Origin of the sequence: Algoriphagus sp. PAP.12, from assembly GCF_026652115.1 — a bacterium.
Taxonomy (GTDB): domain Bacteria; phylum Bacteroidota; class Bacteroidia; order Cytophagales; family Cyclobacteriaceae; genus Algoriphagus.
In genome coordinates this window covers 166,472-190,906 of the sequence record NZ_JAPPSQ010000005.1, presented here as the reverse complement: position 1 = coordinate 190,906, position 24,435 = coordinate 166,472, and the positions used below count along the sequence as shown (strand labels likewise).

The window sequence follows — 24,435 nt, the reverse complement described above, 5'->3', positions numbered from 1 at the left end:
GGGTTTATTTGATCAGTTTCAGGATGTCCTGGCCAATATCTTTACGATAATATGCCTTATCCCAATTGATTTGCTCAACCACCGCAAAGGTGTTCTTTAGAGAGGTTTCAAGATCCTTTCCTCTTCCTGTTACCGCTATGACTCTGCCTCCCTGATTTACGACTTTGCCTTCAGCATTCAATGCAGTTCCAGCATGGAATATAGTGGCATTCTCAACAGAGCTAGGCAAAGAAATTTCAAATCCCTTTTCATAAGAACCTGGATATCCACCACTAACCATGACGACTGTGGTAGCATAATCACTGGAAAGAGAAAGCTCATAGTCCTTCAATGATCCTGTTCCAATCCCCCATAATAAATCAACAAAATCACTTTCGATACGTGGAAGTACAGCTTCTGTCTCTGGATCTCCCATCCTCACATTGTACTCGATGACATAAGGTTCTCCTTTATTGTTCATCAAACCAATAAACAAAAAGCCTTTGTAAGGGATATCTTCAGATGCTAGTCCTGCAACTGTCGGCTGAACAACCTTTTCTTCAACTTTTGCCATGAAATCTTTATCGGCAAAAATCACAGGGGTTACCGCTCCCATTCCTCCGGTATTCAATCCGGTATCTCCTTCACCGATTCTTTTGTAATCTTTGGCCTCAGGTAAAATTTTGTAATTCTTACCATCAGTGGCTACAAAGACAGATAGCTCGATGCCAGTCAAAAATTCTTCAATAACTACTTTGGAAGAAGCTTCACCAAATTTTTGATCCAAAAGCATTTCTTTCAGGGAAGCTTTGGCATCTTCTAAAGTTTCGCAGATCAAAACTCCTTTTCCAGCCGCTAGGCCATCGGCTTTTAGTACGATAGGAAGTGATTGTTTCTCCAAATAGGCCAATCCTTCTTCCAGTTGATTGGAATCGAACGTTTCATAAGCTGCAGTGGGAACATTATTCCTTTGCATAAATCGCTTGGAAAAGTCTTTGCTTCCTTCCAAAGTCGCACCCAATTGAGAAGGTCCTACCACAGGTATTGACTTAGTCTCTTCTTCAGAAAACAAGAAGTCAACCAAGCCTTTTACCAATGGTTCTTCAGGTCCTACTACTACTAAATCGATGGATTTGTCCAAAATCACCTGTTTGATTCCTGTGAAATCAGTAACTGCAAGTGGTAAATTGGTAGCGATTTCTGAAGTTCCTGCATTTCCAGGAGCTACATAAAGATTGGTGCACTTTGGACTTTGTACAATCTTCCATGCGAAGGCGTGTTCTCTACCTCCGCTACCCAATAAGAGTATATTCATTGAATTAGATCAGTTTAATTGGCATGCTCGGATATGAATTTGATTCTGTAGACACGCAATTCATCTTCTGCGAAATCTTCATCTTCCAATTCATCCAAAGCTGCCTTTATATTATCGCTTTCCGCACTCATAAAATAATCATGGAGGATGTCTTCCCGCTCCTCATCCATGATATGATGAATGTAGTAATCGATGTTTAGTTTAGTTCCGCTGTAGGTGATTTGCTCAATTTCTTGAAGCAATTCTCCCATACTAATGTTGAGATTTTCTGCAATCTCGTCCAGGTCAATCTTGCGGTCGATTTGCTGGATTATCGAAATCTTGACCTTTGAGCGGGTTCCGGAGGATTTAACAACCACATCCGAAGCGGTCTCGATTTCATTCTCTTCTACATAACTCGCAATGAGTTTTAGAAAAGGTGACCCAAATTTAGCCACTTTTCCCATTCCAACCCCGTTAATTTGAGCTAATTCATCACGAGTCGTAGGGTAAACGGTAGCCATTTCTTCCAATGAAGGGTCTTGGAAGATGACATAAGGCGGTAGGTTTTTCGAACGGGCTACTTTTTTTCTTTCAGCTTTTAGTAACTCAAAAAGCTTTTCGTCATAAGCAATACCTCCCGAAGAAACCTCCAATTCCGGTTGCTCATTCTCCATTTCTTTCTCAAAATCATGGTCCTTATACAGGTTTGCTGAATAAGGCGCTGAAAGGAAGCCGTGTCCTTTTGGAGTGATTTTTAATACTCCATAGTTTTCTATGTCCTTTGCAAGCAGGTTCATCACTAAGGCTTGTCTCAGGACAGAAGTCCAGAGTTTTTCGGATTCTTCTTTTCCTTTGCCGAAGACTTCTAATTGATCGTGTTTATAGCTAGATACATAATCCGTTATCTCCCCGATCAATACTTTCACCAAATGCTCCAAACCAAATCTTTCATTGGTTTGCTGTGCGGCTTGAAGAGCCAGAAGGAGGTAATCCATCCCTTCGAATGTTTCTCTTTCTCGCTTACAATTATCGCAATAGCCACAATCTTCGTCGAGTGTTTCTCCGAAATAATTTAGGATGAATTTTCTTCGACATACTCCAGTTTCCGCATACGCTGCCATTTCCTGAAGAAGGATTTTGGCATTTTCTCGTTCAGTAACAGCCTTGTCTTTGTTGAATTTGTCCAGCTTGATAATGTCCTCATATCTATAGAACATCAAACAATGACCTTCTAATCCATCTCTACCTGCTCTTCCTGTTTCCTGATAGTAGCCTTCCAGAGATTTAGGCACATCATAATGGATGACGTATCGGACATCTGGTTTGTCAATCCCCATCCCAAATGCGATTGTCGCCACGATTACATCTACTTCCTCATTAAGGAAGTCATCCTGGTTTTTGATCCTAACTGAGGAGTCTAAACCCGCATGATAAGGTGCCGCGTTGATTTGATTGACTTGCAACAGATTCGCTATTTCTTCCACTTTTTTTCGGCTTAGGCAATAGATGATGCCCGACTTGCCTTTGTGGGATTTGATAAACTTGATCAGATGCTTTTTGGTGTCATTCTTCACTTTTGGCCGAACTTCATAGAATAGATTCGTTCGGTTAAAAGAGGACTTGAATAAATCCGCTTCTTCCATCTGCAAGTTTCGTTGGATGTCTTGCTGCACCTTTGGAGTCGCAGTTGCTGTCAGTGCAATTATGGGGAGGTTAGGAGCTATTTGAGCTACGATGGACTTGATTTTTCGATATTCAGGTCTGAAATCATGTCCCCATTCCGATATACAATGGGCCTCATCTATAGCAACGAAACTCAATTCAGCCGATTTAAGGAATGCGATATTTTCTTCTTTGGTAAGCGACTCAGGAGCTACATAAAGCAGTTTGGTTTGCTTCTTGAGAACTTCCGATTTTACTCTATTGGATTCAGATTTACTGAGGGTAGAATTAAGGAAATGGGCATTGATACCGATCGCATTGAGTTGATCCACCTGATTTTTCATCAAGGCTATCAATGGAGATATCACAATGGCTGTCCCGTCTTTTACCACTGCAGGAAGTTGGTAGCAGAGAGATTTTCCTGCTCCAGTCGGCATAATCACGAATGTATTACGCTGGTTGAGCAAGTTGTCCACAATGGGTTCCTGATTCCCTCTGAACTTACTAAATCCGAATATTTGCTTAAGATCTGCTTTTACTTTTTCTTCCACTTGAACAGGGCTTTATGGGTATGAAAAGCTGCGTACAGGAATGATTGATTACTTTTATACCTTTGTACAAAATTAGTGATTAACGCAGGTAAAATTGAATTTAGCTAAAAATATTAGAAATACAGCGGCTCGTGTCTTGCAAAATGAATCGAATGCAATTTTGAAGCTAATTGATTATTTAGATGGGGATTTTGAAGCTTGTGTAGAGCAGATTTTAAACTGCAAAGGGAGGGTGGTAATTACTGGTGTAGGAAAAAGCGCAATCATTGGTAATAAGATGGTTGCAACTTTAAATTCCACTGGTACACCCGCCTTATTTATGCATGCAGCTGATGCCATTCATGGGGATTTGGGTATGATTCAAGATGAAGATATAGTCCTTTGTATTTCAAAAAGTGGCAATACTCCGGAGATCAAAGTTTTAATTCCATTGTTGAAAAAGTTGGGCTCTAAATTGGTGGCATTGGTCAGTAATACTCAAAGTTATTTGGCGGAACAGGCAGATTATGTATTGAATGCGACTATTGGGGAAGAAGCTTGTCCCAACAATCTGGCACCAACTACCAGTACTACAGCCCATTTGGCATTGGGAGATGCCCTGGCGGTTTGTTTATTGGAGGCTCGTGGTTTTACATCCGAAGATTTTGCCAAATACCATCCCGGGGGATCTTTGGGAAAACAGTTATATTTAAGGGTAGCAGATTTGATCGGAGGAAACGAAGTTCCAATAGTTTCCAAAGAAGCGGGTCTTGCAGAAGTGATTTTGGAAATTTCTGGAAAGAGATTGGGAGCTACCGCTGTTGCTGATGAAGGGGGAAAACTTTTAGGAATTATTACTGATGGGGATTTAAGAAGGATGCTTCAAAAGTCTTTGGACATAGCTTCACTCAAAGCTGAAGATATCATGACTCGCGGCCCCAAAACTATTGACAAAGACGAATATGCCATTCGTGCGCTAAATATGATGCGCAATCATAATATAACGCAGCTGGTAGCGATGGATGGAGAAAATATTGCAGGATTTATTCATATTCATGAGTTAATGAAGGAAGGAATTGTTTGATGTTTGAATGCAAAATAGACCCTATATAATCATCATGGCTGGGGGCATTGGGTCCCGTTTCTGGCCTTATAGCAGAAGAAAAAAGCCCAAGCAGTTTTTAGATATTCTCGGAACTGGCAGGTCTTTATTGCAAATGACCTATGACCGCTTTCGGGGAATGGCAGATAAGGAGCAATTTTTTGTGATTACCTACAAAAAGTATGTGGGACTTGTCAAGGAGCAACTACCTGAACTGGAGGATCATCAGATTCTGAGCGAGCCGAATCGTAAAAATACGGCCACATGTATCGCTTATGCAGGTTATAAAATTCATTCTATTGATCCAGAAGCGACAATGATCGTTACTCCTGCAGATCATTTGATTTTGCAAGAAGTCAAATTTTTAAAAACTATCGAAAAGGCTGTCGAAGCTGCTCAAATCGATAAAAGATTGGTTACACTAGGCATTCAGCCTTATCGGCCAGAAACAGGGTATGGATACATTCAATACCATGAAGGAAAAGGAGATGACGCCAGAAAAGTGAAAACCTTTACTGAAAAACCCAACTTGAAACTTGCCAAAACATTTTTGGAAAGTGGTGATTTTGTGTGGAATTCAGGGATGTTCGTCTGGAAATCCAGTAGTTTGATTTATGCACTTCGGCAACATATGCCCGATATTTCAGAGATTTTTGACGAAGGTTTAGAGGTTTTTGGAACAGAAAAAGAAAGTGATTTTGTAAGCAAAGCGTATTTGCAGGTAAAAAATATTTCCATCGATTTTGGGTTGATGGAAAAGTCAAGCGATGTCTTTGTAATCTTAGGTGATTTTGGTTGGTCTGATTTGGGATCTTGGAACAGTCTCCATGAAATCCGAGAAAAAGACAAGCAGAATAATGTGGTGGAGGCGAATGCGATTCTTTATGATACTGAAAATAGCTTTATCAGTGTCAATTCTGGGAAATTGGTCGTAGTGGAAGGTTTGAAAAATTACTTGGTCAATGAAACAGATAATGTGCTGTTAATTTGTCCTCTAGATGGGGAAAAGAAATTCAGGAACTTTGTATCCAATGCCCGCAAAAAAGGAGAGGACTTCGTTTGAAGTCCTCTTTTTTTATGCTTTTCGCTGTCTAATGGCCTCGTATATGGCGATTCCCGCCGATACCGAGACATTGAGGCTTTCGATGTTGCCTGCCATTGGGATTTTCACTTTTTCATCAACTATTCCCATGATCTCCTGAGAAATTCCATCCTCCTCAGAACCCATCACCATCGCTACAGGACTTCCGAAATCAGCTTCATACATGATTTTGTCTGTTTTTTCCGTGATTGCGACCAAAGTCAAGCCCATTTTTTGGATGTCTCTGCATGTGTAGAAGAGATTTTTGACTCTCACGACAGGGATGAAGTTCAGTGCCCCAGCGGAAGTTTTGATCGCGTCAGAATTGATTTGAGCGCTTCCTTTTTCCGGGATCACTATCGCGTCGATTCCTGCACATTCTGCGGTTCTCGCTATGGCTCCAAAGTTTCTGACATCTGTAATGTGATCCAAGATCAGAATCAAAGGCGATTTTCCTATCGCATAGCAATTGTCAATTACATTGTCCAGTGAGGCATAAGTAATTGCTGACATTTGGGCAATGACGCCTTGGTGATTTTTGCGAGTGATTCGATTAAGTTTTGCATCTGGAACTCGAACTACAGGAACTCCTGAAGCTTTGCAAAGTTGAAGCAATTCTTTGATCAAGTCATTGTTCAGTTCTTTTTGAACCAAGACCTTATCGATCTCTTTAGCCGCATGGATTGCTTCCATGACAGCTCTGGTGCCAAAAATAAAGTCTTTATCGTGAGCTCCTCGCTCGATTAGAAAGCCATCCTTCCGCTTCTCCATTGGGATATGTTTTTAAACCAAATCGGCTGATAGGCACGAGATCGGTTTAGAGTGTAATAATGTGGGTTGAGTATATTTTTTACCCGTGCAAAGGTAAAGCGAATTTTTGAACTCTCGTCTATCCCTACGTAAGACCAGATTTCTCGGTCTTGGTAAAAATTAACTTCCTGAGGTGGTCCCATTACGATATAGACCATGCCTTTGTCCGTTTTCCACCCTTCTTTGAAGTCTGTAAATAAAATGTTGGCAAATTCTACCTGACGGAAATATTCCCTGATTAAATCTTTGGCCACGTCAGGATTTCGAGTCAAGTTGATCCAGTATTCGTCTAATGCCTTCTTTTTATCTTCAGCCATCAATAAAGCTTCGTGCTCTCTGCGAGTGGAGATATAAGTGACCATTTGAACCATCTCATCCCAATCTTTCACTTTTGGGAAAGCTTCATGAGTTGTTTTGATCAAAAGACCTGAACTTGCGGCTGTATCTTGCTGAAAAAAATAGTATCCCAATTGATCCAAATCCTTTGGAACATTTGCCAAGAAATCTCCTTCATCATTTACTTCTACCTCTTTGGGAACTGGCGCAGGCTTGGTTTCCATCGGAGGATAAGGTACGTCAAAGTCAATTGGATAATAGAAGCTATGGAGATTTGGCCCTTGGGTAGATTTGAAAAGCAAAGCCTCACCGGCGGTCAAATAATTTTGATCAAAAGGAACGTTATTGGCGTAATAAGCTCCGAAGCTTGGTTGGTCAAAAACATATGGACTTTTTAAGTCAACCTGATAATAATATGGATCTCCTTGGCGGGTATCTGTTGCCGAAAACAATAATATCGCGGTTTCTTGGCCTGCCGGGACTGTAATTTCTTTTTCAAATACCCAGTGCCGATCAGTATCATATCTCAGATCATTTTCTATTAAAATGTTGGAGTTTTCAGAATCAATTTCATCACTATAGCTGGACAATACTGCGTAAGAGAAGCTGTAAGAATTTATTGAGGGCTCTTCTTCGATTTTTTCTACCACCATCTGAGCTACAAAGGTATTAGCATCCTTTTTAATAGGAATGATCTTCAAGGCAATCCTTGAGTACCTGGAATATCTCAGGGCCTGGTTTAGATCGCTAAGTGTGTTTTGTGCAAATGATGAAAAAGGAAGTACTAGTACAAAAAGAAAAAGTGAGAGAATGTTAATTGGTTTAAGCTTCATCGGGTGATCATATCTGGTTTTAAAAATTAACCTTACTTTTGCCAAAATAGTAAAATTTTACATGGCTACCTATACAACGGAAATCGCCTCTGACAAGTTGGTGAGCGATAATCCAATTCATCAACGACTGTTAAAAGCATACATTGCGGCTAAGCCTTGGATTAGTGGTGATTTGTTGGAAATCGGATGTGGAGAGGGAAGAGGGGTTGAAACCCTTTTGCCTTTAGCCTCTAGCTATGTTGGGATTGATAAGATAGGTGAAGTGATTTCCAGTCTTCAGGAAAAGTTCCCAGGAGTTGATTTTAGGCAAGCTGTCATTCCCCCTTTCGAAGGTTTTACCGACAATTCCTATGATACCATTGTAAGTTTTCAGGTCATCGAGCATATCCAAGACGACAAGCTTTTTCTGGAAGAAATCTACAGAATGCTGAAGCCGGGAGGGAAAGCTATTATATCTACCCCAAATAACACCCATACTCTTTCCCGAAACCCCTGGCATGTCAGAGAATATATACCACAACAATTGATTGATTTGAGCGCTGGAATTTTTGATAAAGTGGAAGCAAAAGGAATTGGTGGAAATCAAAAAGTTTGGGATTATCATGAAGCAAATAGAAAGTCTGTTCAAAAGATCATGCGATTTGATGTCCTTGATTTGCAACATAAACTTCCAAATTGGATTCTGAGAATGCCCTATGAAATCCTCAATAGGGTGAATAGAAACAAGCTTCATCAGCAAGAAGGTGAATCTGTTACTCAAATTACGCATGAAGACTTTCCAGTAGTAGAGGATCCAAAAGAAGGATTGGATCTTTTTTATATCCTTTGGAAAAAGTAAATCATTGAACGCCTTGGGAGGAATCCCACCAGCCTTTCATTTTTCGGATGTATAGGATTTGACCCGTATGGTAGGCATTATGTGAGGCAACGTTTGCAAGACTTGTAGTCCATCCCTCCAATTGCTCAGAGGTGGCGTTCGCAACGGCTTCTTCCATTTCGATCATCACTTGATCCAGATCTTCTTTGGTTTTTTCCCAGGCCACACTGTCGAGCAAGGCGAATGTTTCTGTATTTTCTCCTTCAAACTCTTCAACATTCTCTCTTTTGAATGCTTTCAAAATCCGTTTGTTCCAAAATAACAGGTGCGAACTTAGTTGTGATATAGAATGGTTTTCTGTACTGTCCTTCCAATTAGCCTGATCCACATTCAAGCCTTTTACTGCTTGATTAAAGGAAACAAACCATTCAGAATTTGAATGAGAGTTTTTAAGCTGTTCGGTAATAAGCTCTTGAACTGGGGGCCTTGAGACTTTCTTTCCGCAGGAAAAAAAGAGCAGTGATAAACTTATAAGTAGTAGGTTTTTCATGGGTACATAGGTTTTCTACTATAAGTTCAAAAAAAAAAGTCAGGATAACCTGACTTTCTCTTTATTAATCTCTTCTGTCTAATACTCCTGGGGATTGACTTTGTTGACCAATCAAGGATTCTAACCTTAGTTTGAGTTCTTGGGCTTTTTCTTGATATCCTCTTTCCTCCAATAGTGGAATAAAGTATTTGATCATCTCAATGGAAATCATCATTTCACGATCATAATCTCTATTTTCCTTGGTGTAGAATTCAATCATGTCCAAGGATTTCTTAGAAATTACATCGATGATTTCAAGTGCTTTTTCTTCTTCACCAACTTCGAAGAATAGTGGTACAGATTGTCCACTTGATAGATCATAAGGTATGGCTTCATTTGGCATCACTTCCAATCCATAATTTAAGATTGTGGCTGCTTTGTCCATTTTATCCTCATCCAAAAGGGCGATAGCTATGTTGTTGATCGCACTCCTATGGTTGGAAGCAAATCGACGATATTCTTCATCCAGATAAGCGTTTGGATCATCCATTCCTCTAAAGGCAAATTTGGTCATGTAGTTTTCGTATGCCAAGTCTGCATTTACCAATTCCTCTCTCACATAATTAGGCTTTCGAACAGGAAGCAGTCGATAAGTCAAGCCTTCCATTACAACATGATCTTCTAGATTGATTCCGATAGTAGCAAGAGAAGTATTATTGAAATAGATCGGTCTTTCCCAATTGTTGTTCACGATCAAATCTACCAACATCAAATTGCCTTTGGTGAGATAGCTTCCTTTTACCTGAAGATTGATTTGAGGAGTAAATAATGGAGCGAATTCCTCCGGGATAATATCCTTGTTGAAAACTGCGGCACTATCTACCTCCATAATCAAATTACGAGAAGGGACCATGTTAAGCTGGCTTTTTCCTCCGGTCTGCATTTTCAATAGATCTGATCCAGAGTTTAAAAGTTTCAAATATTCTTTGGCAGAGATGGCATTTAGGCCTTCTCTTTCCATCACAAAGATGACGTCATTGGTTCCTTTTTGGAATTTGTCTTCGGTAAGGGAGAAAGGAAGGGCTTCTGACTCATTCACAGGATTGGTCATTTGCTCGACATACCAATCCGTATCGAAATAACTCAAAACAATCACCCGAACATCCGTACGGAAACCTTCTACCTCTTGTACATACCAAAGAGGGAAGGTGTCATTGTCTCCACCTGTAAATAGAATGGCGTTTGGAGCACAGGATGCAAGGAAGTTTCTAGCAGAATCCACGGAGAAATATCGTCCTTGTCTATCGTGGTCATTCCAGTTTTGTGTACCCATCAATCCTGCAATAGGTAATGTGATCAAGGTAGCTATGATACCTGCAGTCGCAAGGTTTTTGGTGGCTTTGCCAATCATATGTGCTAGGGCTAAAACTCCCATACCGGCCCAGATTGCAAAAGCATAAAAGCTACCAACATATATATAATCTCTTTCCCTCGGCTCCACTGGTGGAGAGTTCAGGTACAATACTAGTACGACGCCCATCATCAAGAAAAGCATCATGTTTACATAGAAGGACTTTGGATCTGCTTTGGCTTGGAAGAACAAACCAATGATTCCCAAAATCAAAGGGAGCATGAGGTAATTGTTATGTCCTTTATTTTCTAAGATATAATCGGGGTATTTGTCGGAGAAAGCATCCGTAATTCCCATCCAAGGAGCATCAGAGAAGTCACTTTCTCTGCCAGAGAAGTTCCACATAAAATATCTCCAATACATATGCCCCAATTGATGGCTCAACATGAAATAGATATTGTCACCAAAAGTAGGTTGTTGGCCTTCTCTCAATCCTAGTTTCTCGCGGTAAATCCTTTTATGATTTTCCTGAGTTGAATAGATTCTTGGAAGGATGGTGGTTTTCTCTGGATTGTAAGTGTTTTTTAACTCATAATCCGCAATCTCATACTTGTCTTTCCCTTTTCTATAAATAGGTGCCCCTTCTTCCTGATCAATGAGCTCTGCAGTGAAATATTGCCCATGCAATAATGGTCTATATCCATACTGCTCTCTTTTAAGATAGGAGACATAAGAGATGATATCCTTTGGAGCATTTTCATTGATCACAGGATCCTGATTTGCACGGATGACGATCAATGCATAAGAGCTATATCCGATCAAGATGAAAATCAAGGAAAGAAGAATAGTGTTCAGGCCTGCCATTTCCTTTTTTCTGGAATAGCGATAGGCATAAAACAAGGCTGCAAAGAACAGGATAATAAAGAAGATGATACCTGATCCAAAAGGAAGTCCAAGGCTATTTACAAAGAAAATCTCCGTAGAACCTGCCATACTTGGCAAGCCAGGAATAATAATATTGTTGATGATAATCAATGCTACGCCACCAAAAAACATGGCGATCAAAGCACCTTTTAGGTTTGGCTTTTCATACTTTTTGAAATAGTAAATCAAAGCCAATGCAGGTAGTGTCACCAAGTTGAGCAGATGGACACCGATAGAAAGTCCAACCAAATAGGCGATGAAAATCATCCATTTGTTTTCCTCTCTTGGATCTTTGATAACATCCCATTTCAATACTGCCCAAATAACGATAGCTGTAAAGAAGGATGACATGGCATACACCTCAGATTCTACAGCTGAGTACCAGAAACTATCGGAAAAAGCATAAATGAATGAACCGACGATTCCTGCACCGATTAAGCTGATGGTCTGACCCTTTGTCTCATTCCCTTCTTCGATGGCGAATAGCTTTCTCCCAAAGAGGGTGATGGACCAGAACAGAAATAGAATAGTGAAGCCTGAAAACAAGGCGCTCCCAACATTCATCCAATAGGCCACCTGTAGCGGATCACCAAAGGCAAGAAAGCTAAACATTCGATAAACCAAAAGCATGAAAGGTGCTCCTGGAGGGTGAGGGACTTGCAACTTATAGGCAACGGCAATAAATTCTCCTGGATCCCAAAAACTCGCCGTTTGTTCAACGGTCAATATATAAACCAAAGTAGCCAATACAAATACCACCCACCCGGTGATATTGTTGATTTGCTTGAATTTGAGCATTAATGAGGTAGTTTTGACGGACGAAAATATAAAATTTATTCCCAAGTCTGGGTTTTTTAGCACTTTTTAAAACCTCCCTCTGTTCTTGTCCTGTGATAATTATTACTGACAAATTAGGACCAGTGGTTTTATCTTTGTTTTGAAATTAAAATTCTGAATATATGAGCACGCAACCAAAAACATTTCAAGAGCTGATAAATGGTGATACACCTGTTTTGGTAGACTTTTTTGCTACCTGGTGCGGTCCATGCAAGATGATGCAGCCGATTCTAGAAGAAACCTCAAAAGCTTTGGGTGGTAAAGTGAAGATTGTAAAAGTAGATGTGGATAGAAACCAGCTGGCTGCCAGTAATTTTCAGGTTAGAGGAGTGCCTACTTTGATACTTTTCCAACATGGAAAAATCTTATGGAGAGAATCTGGAGTAGTCCCCGCTCATCAGTTGGTGAAAATTCTGGAATCTCATTTGACAGCAAATGCTTGATTTCAATGTGACAAAAGTCATTTTGGATCATCTGTCATCAACCTAATTTTGATCAAGTTTAAAAGCGAAAAATTTAATAAAGCAAACATATGAAAATCGAACAAATCTATACCGGATGTCTAGCTCAAGGAGCGTATTACATTGAGTCTAATGGTGAGGCTGCTGTAATCGACCCTTTGAGAGAAGTACAGCCTTATATCGAGAAAGCTGAAAGAAGAAATGCGAAAATCAAATATGTTTTTGAAACGCACTTCCATGCTGACTTCGTTTCAGGACACAAAGACTTGGCAGCAAAGACAGGAGCAAAGATCGTTTACGGTCCAACTGGAATGACAATGGGATTTGATGCGATCATTGCAGAAGATAACCAAGAGTTTCAAATCGGTGGAGCTAAAATCAAATTGATCCATACTCCCGGTCACACAATGGAATCAGCTTGTTATTTGCTATACAACGAAGAAGGAAAAGCTGAGGCAATTTTCACTGGAGACACCTTGTTCATCGGTGATGTGGGAAGGCCTGATTTGGCGCAGAAAGTAGTGAAGGACTTGACTCAGGAAAAATTGGCGGGTCATCTTTATGATTCATTGAGAAACAAATTGATGCCTTTGCCAGACGATTTGATCGTTTATCCAGCACACGGTGCAGGGTCTGCTTGTGGTAAAAACATGAGTAAAGAGACTTCTGATACTTTGGGTAATCAGAAGAAAACCAATTACGCTCTTCAGGATATGACCAAAGAAGAGTTTATCAAAGAAGTATTGACAGGATTGACTCCTCCTCCAGCATATTTCCCTCAGAATGTAATGATGAATATCCAGGGATATGATAGCATTGACGAAGTATTGGAAAGAGGTGTGAAGCCATTGACTCCTGCAGAATTTGAAGCTGTAGCCAATGAAACCGGGGCGATGATTTTGGATACACGTGATCCTCAGACATTCGCTAAAGGATTTATCCCTAATTCAATCAATATCGGTATCGATGGGTCCTTCGCAGTATGGGTAGGAGCGATGATTCCAGATGTGAAGCAGGAGATTTTGGTGGTAGCCGAGGAAGGAAGAGAAGAAGAAGTGATTACCAGATTGGCTAGAGTTGGATATGATTATGCTTTAGGCTATATCAAAGGTGGTTTCAAATCTTGGAAAGAGTCTGGAAGCGAAGTGGATTCCATTACTTCAATCTCTGTAGATGAGCTTGCTAAGATTCAAGCTAATGATCCAGAGGCCCATATCTTGGACGTAAGAAAGAATTCTGAGTATTTGTCTGAGCATGTAGTGGATGCAGAAAATGCACCGCTTGACTACATCAATGACAGTATGCTAAAAGTCGATAAAGACAAAACATATTATGTGCATTGTGCAGGTGGGTATCGTTCTATGATCTTCAACTCTATCTTGAGAGCGAGAGGATACGATAACTTAATTGACGTTGCTGGTGGTTTCAAATCCATCAAGGAATCAGGCAAGTTTAAAGTGACAGATTACGTTTGTCCTACTACATTGCTCTGATTTGACATAGAGAAAAGCTGCTTAAAAATGAAATGGCGAGCCTTCGGGCTTGCCATTTTTAGTTAGTGGATTTTCCATGTGATTAAAGTCACAAGGTAATGCGAAAGATACAAGCGAAATTTGCAGTACTGATTCTCCTCTTCTGGTGCACCACCCCTATCATTGCCCAGCACCATGAAGTAGAGTCAGAAGCGATTGACCCAGACAAAAAGTTGTTTGGGAAAGTATTGAAAAGTGGAAACTTCGAATTTCACCTGAGGACGTTCTTCATGGGAACTGTGAATCAAGGAGCTTTAACTGATTACTCCACTTGGGGTACAGGAGCTGGCCTTGGTTACTTCTCACCAAGATGGAAAGGATTTGGGATTGGCTTTAGTGGTTTTTTTGTTTTCAGACATTATGAAAACAATATCACTTCATTAGATCCAATCACTGGAATGCCAAACCGATATGAAATCCTGCTTTATGATGTCCATCACCCAGAAAATCATAAAGACATGGACAGGTTGGAGGAGTTTTACATTTCTTACGAAACACCTGAAGTATCAGCTTGGCTAGGAAGACATCATTTCGATAGTCCTTTGCTAAATGCTTCAGACAATCGAATGAGACCCAATCTATTTAGCGGAGCCTCCTTCAGTTGGAATCACGAAAAATTGAACTTGAAAAGTGCTTGGTTTACACATGTGATTTCTAGAGGCTCTTTGGAATGGCTTCCGATCAAGGATTCCTTTGGGTTTTATGCAACTGGCAGGAACCCAGAAGGAGGTGAGGAGAGTTATAAGCACCATATTCATACAAAAGGTGTTGGAGTATTTGGAGCTGAATGGAATGAACACAACTGGAAAGCCAAGTCATGGACTTATCTCTCTGAGGGAGTGTTTGCCATTAGCTTATTACAAGCCGAAGGGAATTATGAAACTGGATCAAGTGCCGATTTGGTTTGGGGAGTTCAAGGATTGTATGAGTCTGCTATCAAGGATGGCGGTAATTCTAATCCAGAATACGCTTACATACTTCCTGGCGAAACTTCAGCTGCTGTTGGATTGAGAGGAGGTTTGAAATGGACTCATTCTCAATGGACCTTGAATTATCTGGGGATTTCAAATCAAGGAAGATTTCTTTTCCCACGAGAATGGGGAAGAGAACAGTTCTTTGCAAGTCTTCCAAGAGAACGATTTGAAGGACTTGGAGGTGTTCATGCGGTGATGACGCAGTATGAACATGAGATGTTCGAAGATAGATTTCGATTAGTAATAGGTGCTTCTCACGTGAAAACACCTGATATACATAATCTAGAGTTGAATAAGTATGGGATACCTAGTTATCTCCACTTCTCTGGATTAGCTGATTATAGATTTCAGGGCTTCTTTCAAGGGTTGGATCTCCAACTTTTGGTAGCCGCAAAAAAGGAAACATTTGAAAGAGAAATACCTCTTGAATATGTGATTAACAGAGTTGATATGGTGAATTTCAACCTGATCCTAGATTACAGATTTTAAAAAAAAAGATAAATAAATAAAAATGAACCAAGTAATGGATTGGATTACTCAGCCGTGGCCATGGTATGTGGCGGGGCCTTTGATCGGGCTCACAGTCCCGGCGCTATTGATTTTAGGAAATAAGACCTTCGGGATATCTTCCTCATTAAGACACGTTTGTGCTGCATGTATGCCTGCAGATATTCCTTTTTTCAAATACAACTGGAAGAAAGAAATCTGGAACCTCCTATTCGTTTTAGGAGTATTGATTGGAGGCTTTATCGCCACGAATTTCCTTGCAAACCCTGAGACCATTGTAATCTCTGAAGCCACTCAAAATGACTTGAAAGCATTGGGAGTGACTGACTTCACAAGTTTACTACCTGCTGATATTTTCTCTTGGGAAAATCTATTTACAGCTAAAGGGCTGTTGTTCTTTGTGATCGGTGGATTTATGGTGGGATTTGGAACCAGATATGCCGGAGGTTGTACTTCTGGTCATGCGATCATGGGGATTAGCTCATTGCAGTGGCCATCTCTTTTGGCAACCACTTTCTTTATGATTGGTGGTTTCTTGATGACACATGTGTTTTTAGAGCCATTGATGAAGTTGGTAGGATTTTAAACAAAAAATTGAAAAGACATGTTAGTAGCAGATAGAAAAGAAATTGATGTGCAGGATCCTCACTGCGTAGCACCAAACTTAAAGCAAGAAGGTGAACATGGGGTACAATTGATCAAATATTTGATTTTGGGAATTCTATTCGGAATCGTATTTGTCAAAGCTGAAATTATATCCTGGTTTAGAATTCAGGAAATGTTTAGACTTCAATCTTTCCATATGTATGGTGTGATTGGATCAGCGATAATTACTGGGATTATTTCTATTCAATTGATCAAAAGATTGAATATTAAATCCATCCATGGGGAAAAGATCAAAGTCCCGAAAAAAGAATTTAGAAAAGGACAGGTAATCGGAGGATTTATCTTCGGTCTTGGGTGGGCAATGACTGGTGCGTGTCCGGGTCCTCTTTTCGCTCAGATCGGAAGTGGATTTACAGTGATCTTAGTAACTCTACTTTCTGCGGTAGCAGGAACATGGGTTTATGGAAAGTTTGCTAGAAAACTGCCTAATTAAACTTAACACAGGAGAATTAGGTATGGGGCCGTGGATTTATTTTCACGGCCTTTTTCAATCAAACACTTTTTTAATTATAAATCGGATCAATAAAATGGCCGAAATAATAATGGTCCCTACGATTACAAACTCCATAACTGTGCTTTATTTTTAAACCAAGGCAATCTCAGATTGTTTTTGCAAAAGACAAAGAATAATACAGGGGATTATTGCTTGATTCTTACTTATTTTGAATCGCCTATCAAACCTTAACACAATTTATGAAACCCCTTACCAAAAGACGAATAGCTTTAGGAAGTCTATTTTTCTTTCTTGGACTTTGCTTTTCCAGTTGGGCGGCAAGGATTCCAGATATTCAATCCAAGTTTGAGCTTTCTGAGGGGCAATTGGGAACCCTTTTATTGTTTTTGCCAGTAGGTTCCATGCTGGGGCTTCCGATTGCGGGATGGTCTGTCCATAAATACGGAAGCAGAAGAGTGATTTTGATTGGAAGTATTATCTATTCCATGGTTCTTCCATTGATTGGATTTAGCCCACAAATCTGGATTTTAGTACCAATCTTAGTGCTTTTCGGAATGCTGGGAAACATCATGAATATATCTCTCAACACTCAGGCATTAGATCTCGAAGATCAAATCGGGAGGAGTATTTTAGCTTCTTTTCATGGACTTTGGAGTATGGCAGGATTTGCAGGAGCTGGAATTGGTGCAGCGATGATATTTCTTGATTTGAGCCCGGGAATCCACTATTTAGTAGTGACTGGGATTTCCTTGATTATCATTTCCCAAGCTCATAGCTATATTGTGAAGGAAAAGAAAGATTCTGAAGCTGGTGGATTAGTTTTGAAAAAGCCAGATGACCTTTTGCTCCGAGTAGGAGTGATATCTTTTCTAGGAATGATGACCGAAGGGTGTATGTTCGATTGGAGTGGGGTTTATTTCAAAAAAGTGATCCAAACCGATCCAAGTTTAGTTGCTCTTGGCTATGTGGCCTTTATGGGAGCAATGGCCTCAGGTAGATTTATCACGGATAAAATCGCAGCCAAATACACCAAAGTAGCAGTAATCAGGTTCTCTGGTATTTTAATCTTTATTGGTCTTGCTTTAGGAGTGATATTCCCGACCATTGGAATTGCCACATTTGGGTTTCTTTTGGTTGGTTTGGGAGTCGCATCCATTATTCCACTTTCTTACAGTATTGCAGGTAGATCTAAATTGTATTCGCCGAGCATTGCATTGGCATTGGTTTCTACAATTTCGTTTTTCGGTTTCTTATTAGGTCCTCCATTGATTGGTTTTATAGCAGATTTGTTCGATTTGAAAACTTCCTTTGCTTTGATTGCAATCAATGGTTTAGGTATCGCTTTCTTGGCTACCTATAGAAAACAAGTCTTTTTCCCAAATCAAACAGCTTCATGATGTACCCCGAATCATTTCAGTTTCAAAAGAACTTTGAGATCAATTCCTTTTTTGTCAATCCAAAGGGGAGTCTCAGGATCAAAGGACTGGCTGATTTGTTGCAGGAAATAGCTTGGAAGCATGCTGATTCGCAGGATTTTGGGAGAAATCTCTCAAAAGCCAATCAAATGTGGGTATTAGCGAGGTTGGAGTTGAAGTTGTTTCAAATGCCGAAATGGGGACAAAAAGTAGAATTGTTTACTGGTGGAAGAGGAGTTGATAAGATTTTTGCCTTTAGGGAGTTTCTGATGAGGGATTTGGATGGGAATGTTTTGGTGAGAGGGATGAGCTCTTGGTTATTGCTTGATTCGAATTCAAAAAAGATGCTCCGTCCTGAAATGGTTTTACCAGTAGAACTTTTTGATCCAGCCTTGAAACCGGAATGGCAACCTGGGAAAATCATCAAAAATGGTGAGCTAATAAAGGAGGAGACGATTAAAGTCAAAGCCTCGGATTTGGATCTTTATGATCATGTCAATAATACCAGTTACGTTCGCTGGGTGGAGGATTTGATTTATGATATGGTTCCTCATGTAAAACAATTTAGTATCAATTACCTTTCTGAATGCCTGTTGGGGGATGAGGTGACACTTCAGCTGTTTAAAGACGAAAATGCATTTTTTGTAATGGGTTTTGTTGAAGGGAAAACATCCTTTTCAGTGGAAGTGAGTTTAGAATCACTTTAAGAAATTCGGATTTTTTTGGATTGATGCCTAATTTGAATTTGGTGTGATGGAAGTCACAGCTTTTTGGCCCAAAATTCATGCAATTTTGTAGGTAAGAAAAAGAAAATCAAAAAAATGGGAAAACCCTTTTTACAGTTAATAACATTGATGGTTGGACTTTTAGCCCTTGCTACTGCGCTCGTAGGAGTAGTAGGAGGGGTAGTGTTTATGTCCTACTCCGGGATTCAGTTACCTTCTTTTACTGAAGAGCAAATTGCTGAAGTAAATCTTCCAGTACCTGAAGTTCCTGTTTCTAAAGCTTTGGCTGATCCTGCCCAAATGTGGCATGCTCCAGATTGGGCCTCGGTCGATTCTGAACCAAATGCTGAAGATATCAAATACGGAAAAGAATTGATTGCCAATACAGCTGCCTACCTGGGGCCTAATGGAAAAGTAAAGAAGATAAGCAATGGGTTGAATTGTCAAAACTGTCATCTTCAAGCTGGAACAGTTCCTTTGGGTAATAACTATTCTGCTGTAGCGTCTACTTATCCAAAAGTAAGAGGTAGATCAGGAAAGTCAGAGGATATGGTGGATAGAATAAATGGTTGCTTTCAAAGGAGTTTGAATGGTGATGCGCTGCCCGCAAATAATAAGGAGATGGTAGCAATGGTCGCTTATATGAATTGGCTGGGTCAGGATGTGCCTAAAGGTGAAAAGCCTGCAGGAGCGGGGATATATGAACTACCCCTTTTGGATAGAGCCGCAGATCCTATCAAGGGAAAATCAGTCTACGATAGACAATGTCAAAGCTGCCATGGCCCGGATGGTCAAGGTTTAGCAAAGCAAGACGGAAGTGGTTATACTTATCCGCCACTTTGGGGAGAACATAGCTATAACCAAAAGGCTGGTTTGTTTAGAATGTCAAGATTTGCGGGGTATGTAAAAGCAAATATGCCTTTTGGAGCCACTTATGAGAACCCTATTCTTACGGATGAAGATTCTTGGGATGTAGCAGCCTATGTGAATAGCTTGGATCGACCTGATCGAAGCTTCCCAAATGATTGGCCAGATATTTCTAAGAAGCCGATGGATCATCCATTTGGGCCCTATAGCGACTCTTTCTCTGAAACCCAGCACAAATTCGGTCCTTTCAAACCAATTCAAGAAGCCAAGTCCAAATAATTCATGAGATACTTATTGCTGGGGATTATTAGTTTAATTCCCCTTTGGAGTCATGCTCAAGAGTCTGAAAAGAAGTTTGAAATCAAGCCCGACCTTCACTTCCGGACCTTTTGGATGAGCACCTCTTATCCTGATGATTTTAAGAATGATTTTGCTCTGGGGACTTCTCTTGGTGTAGGAACAAAACTGAGTTATGGAGAACATTGGTCTGCCAAAGTATCTTATCGTGGTTTCCTCAATGTTTGGAGTTCTGAGATCTGGGAACCGGATCCCTTAACCAATAGAGGAAATCGATACGAAACAGGTTTATATGATTTGTTGAATCCTGGGGATGGAGCCTTTGGGTCTTGGGAAAATCTTTCTCTAAACTATGAATCAGAAAAATTTGATTTTGGAGTAGGAAGAATGGGGATCAATACTCCTTGGATAAATCCTCAAGATGGACGACTTGCGCCAACCATGATAGAAGGGGCAACTTTCAATTACCGTCCTGAAAAAAGTTGGGAAATAGCAGCCTGGTATATTTATCGGATGCGTGTAAGAGGGACGAAAGACTGGCTTCGACCTGGAGAGACTGTCGGAATATTTCCTGTAGCAAGAGATGTAAATGGTCAGCCATCCCAGTATTTTGGAAATACCAAAAGTGATGGAATTACGGTTTTTGAGGTATCTAAAAAGTCTCAAATTGGGAAGTTTGATCTGTCTCATACTTGGGCTCAAAATCTGTTTGCAACTTATTGGACCCAGTGGCAAAATAGTTGGAAATCAAAAGGTGATATGACTTGGATAACTGGGCTCCAGTTTGGCTATCAGCATGGTGTGGAAAATGGCGGGAATTCTGATCCTCTTTTGAGGTACAAAGATCCCAAAGATAAAAACTGGGTTGTTTCAGGACGTTTTGGGGTAAAAAAAGGCAAAATTCTAAGTCATCTTAACTTTACCAAACTAGGCGGAGATGGGAGATGGTTAAGTCCTCGTGAATGGGGAAAAGATGCATGGTACACGTTTATTCCTAGAGAAAGAAATGAAGGATATAAAAGTGTTGAAGCTTTGACAGCTTATTTGGAGTATTCACCGGATAAGGAATGGGGGTTTTACTCTCATTTGGGCTTTCATTGGCTTCCGGATGTGTCAGATTTCCAGGCAAACAAATATGCGTTTCCGTCTTATCGCCAGTTGAACTTAGGAGTGAAATATGATCCTGAAACATTAAAAGCTTGGGATTTCCATCTGTTGGTAATGAATAAAGAAGCAATTGGTGATGAGGAGCTTTCAGCAGCTCAGCGTTACAATAAAGTGGAGATGATTCACGTAAATTTTATTGTGAATTGGCGGTTAAATTAAGGGGTAGTGAAAAAAAAATATTGAATATCAGTGAGTTAAAAGGTGGAGAGATCAAATTTGTTTTTTAATTGATTAGGAAACATCGATTCTTCTCTGCACCTTTGCTTCCAAATTGAGCCGAAAAAGTTCGGATCGTTTTGAAAAATAATTTAGCGTTGTAAACCAACCTGTTTAAGTAGCAATTTCAGAGTTCCTCCTTTGCTTAGGTTTTAATTCTTTCTTTCTACTTTTTTAATTCCGAATTATTGTAATTCTGATTTAAAACCTGCAGCAAATTCCTATATTGGAAATAAAAACAAAATTAACACAAAGTCTATCAAGCCAGTAAGATTCTCTAGATCAGTCCTTTCTGATTTCTCAAAAACTCTCAGAAGTCGAGTTTATCACCATTTCGAAAGCACAGGAAAGTCCAAGTACGGAGATGGGAAGATGGTTCTCAAAACCATTTTGCTACTATCGTTGTATCTTGTTCCTTTAGCTTTGGTCACAATTGGAATAGCCACAACTACTTTCCAATTGTTTGTCTGCTTTATTCTTGCCGGGTTAGGGATGGCAGGAGTAGGTATGGGTGTCATGCATGATGCAAATCATGGTTCATATTCTAAAAATCAAAAAGTCAATAAATGGCTTGGATATACCCTCAATATGGTTGGGGCCAATTCGACTATTTGGAAAATCCAACACAACGTACTTCATCATAGTTTTACGAACATTGAGGAACACGACGATGATATTAATGCCCCCTTCTTTTTAAGGTTTTCTCCAAATGCTGAGAAAAATGCACTACATAAATATCAGCATCTATATGCCGGATTCTTTTATTCTCTTTCAACTCTCTCTTGGATTACTGTAAAAGATTTCGTGAGGTTGAAAAGGTATCACAAAATGGGATTGGTGAAAGGAGAAAACGCATATAGAAAAACTGTATTAAAGTTAATAGGCTGGAAGATTGGTTATTTTCTTGTTGCTTTAGGATTGCCATTGATATTTGCTCCGTTTCCTGTCTGGGAGATTTTATTGGCATATGTGGCTATGCATGCTGTGACTGGTTTTGTAATCACATTGATCTTCCAGACTGCTCATGTGGTGCCTGAAGCTAATTTTCCATTGCCAAATGAAGAAGGGATTGTGGAAGGAGAACGGATGCTCCATCAATTGGCAACAACCTGCAACTTTGCTCCAAAATCTAGACTGTTGGAGTGGTATATCGGAGGGTTAAATTATCAAGTTGAGCATCATTTATTTCCGGATATTTGTCATGTTCATTATCGGGAAATATCAAAAATCGTAAAGGCTACCGCTGAGGAGTTTCAAATTCCTTATTATTCAAAGCCCCATTTTTTAGGAGCGGTTTACGATCATTTCAAAATGCTTTACCTCTTGGGTAATAGTCCTGAAATGGAGCCAGCTAAAAGTTATACAAAATGAATTCAGCTCCTAAGAATAGATCTAATAAAAGAAGGAATGACTCTTCTGGCCCCAAAAAAGACAGAAGAAGATCAGCCAAACAACCCAAGGTCTCTAAGTTAGACCCTAGGTTATTGGTGAAAAAAGCGGTTCCCCAAGAAGAAGTTGAGTTCAAGTCATCTACTTTATTTTCTTCTTTGGAAATAGGGGAAAGATTGAAAGAAAATTTGGAGGCAAAAGGATATTCCATGCTTACCAAAATTCAGGAGCAATCCTTTCAACCACTTTTGGAAGGAAGAGATTTGATGGGCATTTCGAATACTGGATCTGGTAAGACTTGTGCTTTCCTGATTCCTATTATTGAACAAGCTTTGGCAAACCCTAAGGATTACAAAGCCTTGATTGTGGCACCTACCAGGGAATTGGCCTTACAAATAGAGGAGGAGTTTAAAAGTATGACACTTGGGATGAAATTGAGTTCAGCCACATTTATAGGTGGAACCAATATCAATACAGACGAAAGAAAGCTCTTTAGACACCCTCAGATCGTAGTGGGGACTCCGGGAAGGTTATTAGACCTTTATGGCAGGAAACTTCTCAAGCTCCAATGGATGAAAACTTTGGTTTTGGACGAGTTTGATAGAATGTTGGATATGGGCTTTGTCAATGATGTTAAAAAATTGGTAGCTCCAATGAAACTAAGGAGTCAGACAATGCTTTTCAGTGCTACTTTGGATGCCAATCAACAATCCCTTATCAATGGACTTTTGAGTAATCCGGTTGAGGTGAAAGTCAACAGTGGAGGGCATTCGAGTGATAATGTTAATCAGGAAGTGGTTTACCTAAAAGAGGGGGAGGATAAGATGGCTGTTTTACAGGATCTTTTTCAAAACCCTGAAATGGAAAAAGTAATCTTATTTACTGAGACAAAAAGACTGGCAGATCGAGTTTGCAAAAAACTGAATCAATCAGGAATACCTTCAGGGTTGATTCATGGAAATAAATCTCAAAATTTCCGTAATAGAATGATTGAGGAGTTTAAGGAAGGAAAATCAAGAGTACTGGTTGCCACAGATGTGGCAGCTAGAGGTATAGACGTAGCTGATGTGACCCACGTGATCAATTACCAGCTACCGATGTCTATGGATAGTTATATCCACAGAATTGGAAGGACTGGCCGGGCAGGAAAAACCGGTCATGCCATCACATTTGTCAACTAAAAAACTATATGTCAAAAAATCAAAACGCATTTATTAAAAAACAAAAAGCAGAACTTAAGAAAAGAAAACAAAAGGAAAAATTAGAAAAAAAACTGGCTAGAAAAGAGCAGCCAAAAAGCGGGGATCTGGAAGATATGATGGCTTATGTAGATAGATTTGGTAACATAACCGAAACTCCACCTGAAGAAGAGGTCCCTCCAACAAATAAATCAAAAAATCAAAAATTCAATAACAAACAACACAGTAACAAAGAGTAATCATGAATGAAGGAACAGTAAAATTCTTTAACACTACCAAAGGTTTCGGATTTATCACACCAGCAGACGGTACAGAAGATGTATTTGTACATATCTCAGGTCTTATCGACGAAATCCGTGAAAATGACAAAGTAACCTATGACGTAGTTCAAGGAAAAAAAGGTGTTAATGCTACTAAAGTGAAAGTGGTAGGATAATCACTATACTTTTAATGGTAAAATCCCTGGGCCCTCAAGCCC

At 39.9% G+C, this 24,435-nt stretch carries 22 protein-coding genes; 16 read left to right on the top strand and 6 right to left on the bottom strand.

The annotated features are described in order from the left end of the window. Positions 1–4 precede the first annotated feature (4 nt). Both purD and recQ read right to left on the bottom strand, forming a co-directional pair. Entirely contained in the window at positions 5–1,294 is a 1,290-nt protein-coding gene (purD, locus tag O0V13_RS08550; protein WP_268034561.1) for a phosphoribosylamine--glycine ligase, read from the bottom strand. A gap of 14 nt (positions 1,295–1,308) precedes the next feature. After that, complete coding sequence (recQ, locus tag O0V13_RS08545) at positions 1,309–3,489, bottom strand: DNA helicase RecQ (protein WP_268034560.1); 2,181 nt, start codon at positions 3,487–3,489, stop codon at positions 1,309–1,311. A 94-nt stretch (positions 3,490–3,583) separates the two neighbouring features. Here recQ and O0V13_RS08540 point away from each other — a divergent pair, with 94 nt between their 5' ends. Both O0V13_RS08540 and O0V13_RS08535 read left to right on the top strand, forming a co-directional pair. After that, positions 3,584–4,552 (top strand): KpsF/GutQ family sugar-phosphate isomerase, encoded by a 969-nt coding sequence (locus O0V13_RS08540; RefSeq protein WP_268034559.1) that lies wholly within the window; start codon positions 3,584–3,586, stop codon positions 4,550–4,552. 7 nt (positions 4,553–4,559) lie between these two features. Continuing rightward, on the top strand, positions 4,560–5,633 hold the full coding sequence (locus tag O0V13_RS08535; RefSeq protein WP_268034558.1) for a mannose-1-phosphate guanylyltransferase: 1,074 nt from the start codon (positions 4,560–4,562) through the stop codon (positions 5,631–5,633). A gap of 12 nt (positions 5,634–5,645) precedes the next feature. Here O0V13_RS08535 and rlmB read toward each other — a convergent pair whose 3' ends face one another. Next, on the bottom strand, positions 5,646–6,422 hold the full coding sequence (gene rlmB, locus O0V13_RS08530; RefSeq protein WP_268034557.1) for a 23S rRNA (guanosine(2251)-2'-O)-methyltransferase RlmB: 777 nt from the start codon (positions 6,420–6,422) through the stop codon (positions 5,646–5,648). After that, the gene (locus O0V13_RS08525) at positions 6,395–7,630 is read right to left on the bottom strand and encodes a GWxTD domain-containing protein (RefSeq protein WP_268034556.1); all 1,236 of its coding nucleotides are present in this window, start codon (positions 7,628–7,630) and stop codon (positions 6,395–6,397) included. Before O0V13_RS08525 ends, rlmB begins: the two co-directional genes overlap by 28 nt. 61 nt (positions 7,631–7,691) lie before the next feature. On the opposite strand from O0V13_RS08525, the gene O0V13_RS08520 reads away from it, so the two are divergent. Further along, a complete protein-coding gene (locus tag O0V13_RS08520) occupies positions 7,692–8,468 on the top strand; it encodes a class I SAM-dependent methyltransferase (protein WP_268034555.1) in 777 nt (258 codons plus the stop codon). 1 nt (position 8,469) lies between these two features. On the opposite strand, the gene O0V13_RS08515 is transcribed toward O0V13_RS08520, so the two are convergent. Together O0V13_RS08515 and O0V13_RS08510 are read right to left on the bottom strand one after the other, a co-directional pair. Beyond that, the gene (locus O0V13_RS08515; RefSeq protein WP_268034554.1) at positions 8,470–8,997 is read right to left on the bottom strand and encodes a DinB family protein; all 528 of its coding nucleotides are present in this window, start codon (positions 8,995–8,997) and stop codon (positions 8,470–8,472) included. Between the two features lie 64 nt (positions 8,998–9,061). Then, positions 9,062–12,049 carry a glycosyltransferase family 117 protein gene (locus O0V13_RS08510; protein ID WP_268034553.1) on the bottom strand — a complete coding sequence of 996 codons (2,988 nt, stop codon included), beginning with the start codon at positions 12,047–12,049 and terminating at the stop codon, positions 9,062–9,064. A gap of 161 nt (positions 12,050–12,210) precedes the next feature. On the opposite strand from O0V13_RS08510, the gene trxA reads away from it, so the two are divergent. From trxA to O0V13_RS08445, 13 genes are all read left to right on the top strand, one after another. After that, complete coding sequence (gene trxA, locus O0V13_RS08505; RefSeq protein WP_073572212.1) at positions 12,211–12,531, top strand: thioredoxin; 321 nt, start codon at positions 12,211–12,213, stop codon at positions 12,529–12,531. 89 nt (positions 12,532–12,620) lie between these two features. Next, positions 12,621–14,042 carry an MBL fold metallo-hydrolase gene (locus tag O0V13_RS08500; protein WP_268034552.1) on the top strand — a complete coding sequence of 474 codons (1,422 nt, stop codon included), beginning with the start codon at positions 12,621–12,623 and terminating at the stop codon, positions 14,040–14,042. A 98-nt stretch (positions 14,043–14,140) separates the two neighbouring features. Further along, complete coding sequence (locus tag O0V13_RS08495; protein WP_268034551.1) at positions 14,141–15,544, top strand: hypothetical protein; 1,404 nt, start codon at positions 14,141–14,143, stop codon at positions 15,542–15,544. A 22-nt stretch (positions 15,545–15,566) separates the two neighbouring features. Next, positions 15,567–16,148, top strand: coding sequence for a YeeE/YedE family protein (locus tag O0V13_RS08490; RefSeq protein ID WP_268034550.1), 582 nt, complete (start codon positions 15,567–15,569; stop codon positions 16,146–16,148). A gap of 18 nt (positions 16,149–16,166) precedes the next feature. Then, positions 16,167–16,661 (top strand): DUF6691 family protein, encoded by a 495-nt coding sequence (locus O0V13_RS08485; RefSeq protein ID WP_268034549.1) that lies wholly within the window; start codon positions 16,167–16,169, stop codon positions 16,659–16,661. A gap of 260 nt (positions 16,662–16,921) precedes the next feature. Next, entirely contained in the window at positions 16,922–18,079 is a 1,158-nt protein-coding gene (locus O0V13_RS08480; protein WP_268034548.1) for an MFS transporter, read from the top strand. Continuing rightward, on the top strand, positions 18,076–18,804 hold the full coding sequence (locus tag O0V13_RS08475; RefSeq protein ID WP_268034547.1) for an acyl-[acyl-carrier-protein] thioesterase: 729 nt from the start codon (positions 18,076–18,078) through the stop codon (positions 18,802–18,804). Before O0V13_RS08480 ends, O0V13_RS08475 begins: the two co-directional genes overlap by 4 nt. Positions 18,805–18,918: 114 nt before the next feature. Continuing rightward, positions 18,919–19,968 (top strand): c-type cytochrome, encoded by a 1,050-nt coding sequence (locus O0V13_RS08470; RefSeq protein ID WP_268034546.1) that lies wholly within the window; start codon positions 18,919–18,921, stop codon positions 19,966–19,968. Between the two features lie 3 nt (positions 19,969–19,971). Next, positions 19,972–21,312: a hypothetical protein gene (locus tag O0V13_RS08465; protein WP_268034545.1), complete on the top strand. Its 1,341-nt coding sequence runs from the start codon at positions 19,972–19,974 to the stop codon at positions 21,310–21,312. A gap of 429 nt (positions 21,313–21,741) precedes the next feature. Continuing rightward, entirely contained in the window at positions 21,742–22,740 is a 999-nt protein-coding gene (locus tag O0V13_RS08460; protein ID WP_268034544.1) for a fatty acid desaturase family protein, read from the top strand. Then, positions 22,737–23,939, top strand: a complete 1,203-nt coding sequence (locus O0V13_RS08455) for a DEAD/DEAH box helicase (protein WP_268034543.1) — start codon at positions 22,737–22,739, stop codon at positions 23,937–23,939. The genes O0V13_RS08460 and O0V13_RS08455 overlap by 4 nt, the downstream gene beginning before the upstream one ends. Positions 23,940–23,947: 8 nt before the next feature. Then, on the top strand, positions 23,948–24,196 hold the full coding sequence (locus tag O0V13_RS08450) for a cold-shock protein (RefSeq protein WP_268034542.1): 249 nt from the start codon (positions 23,948–23,950) through the stop codon (positions 24,194–24,196). Positions 24,197–24,198: 2 nt separating this feature from the next. Beyond that, a complete protein-coding gene (locus tag O0V13_RS08445) occupies positions 24,199–24,393 on the top strand; it encodes a cold-shock protein (protein WP_268034541.1) in 195 nt (64 codons plus the stop codon). The last annotated feature ends 42 nt before the right edge of the window (positions 24,394–24,435 follow it).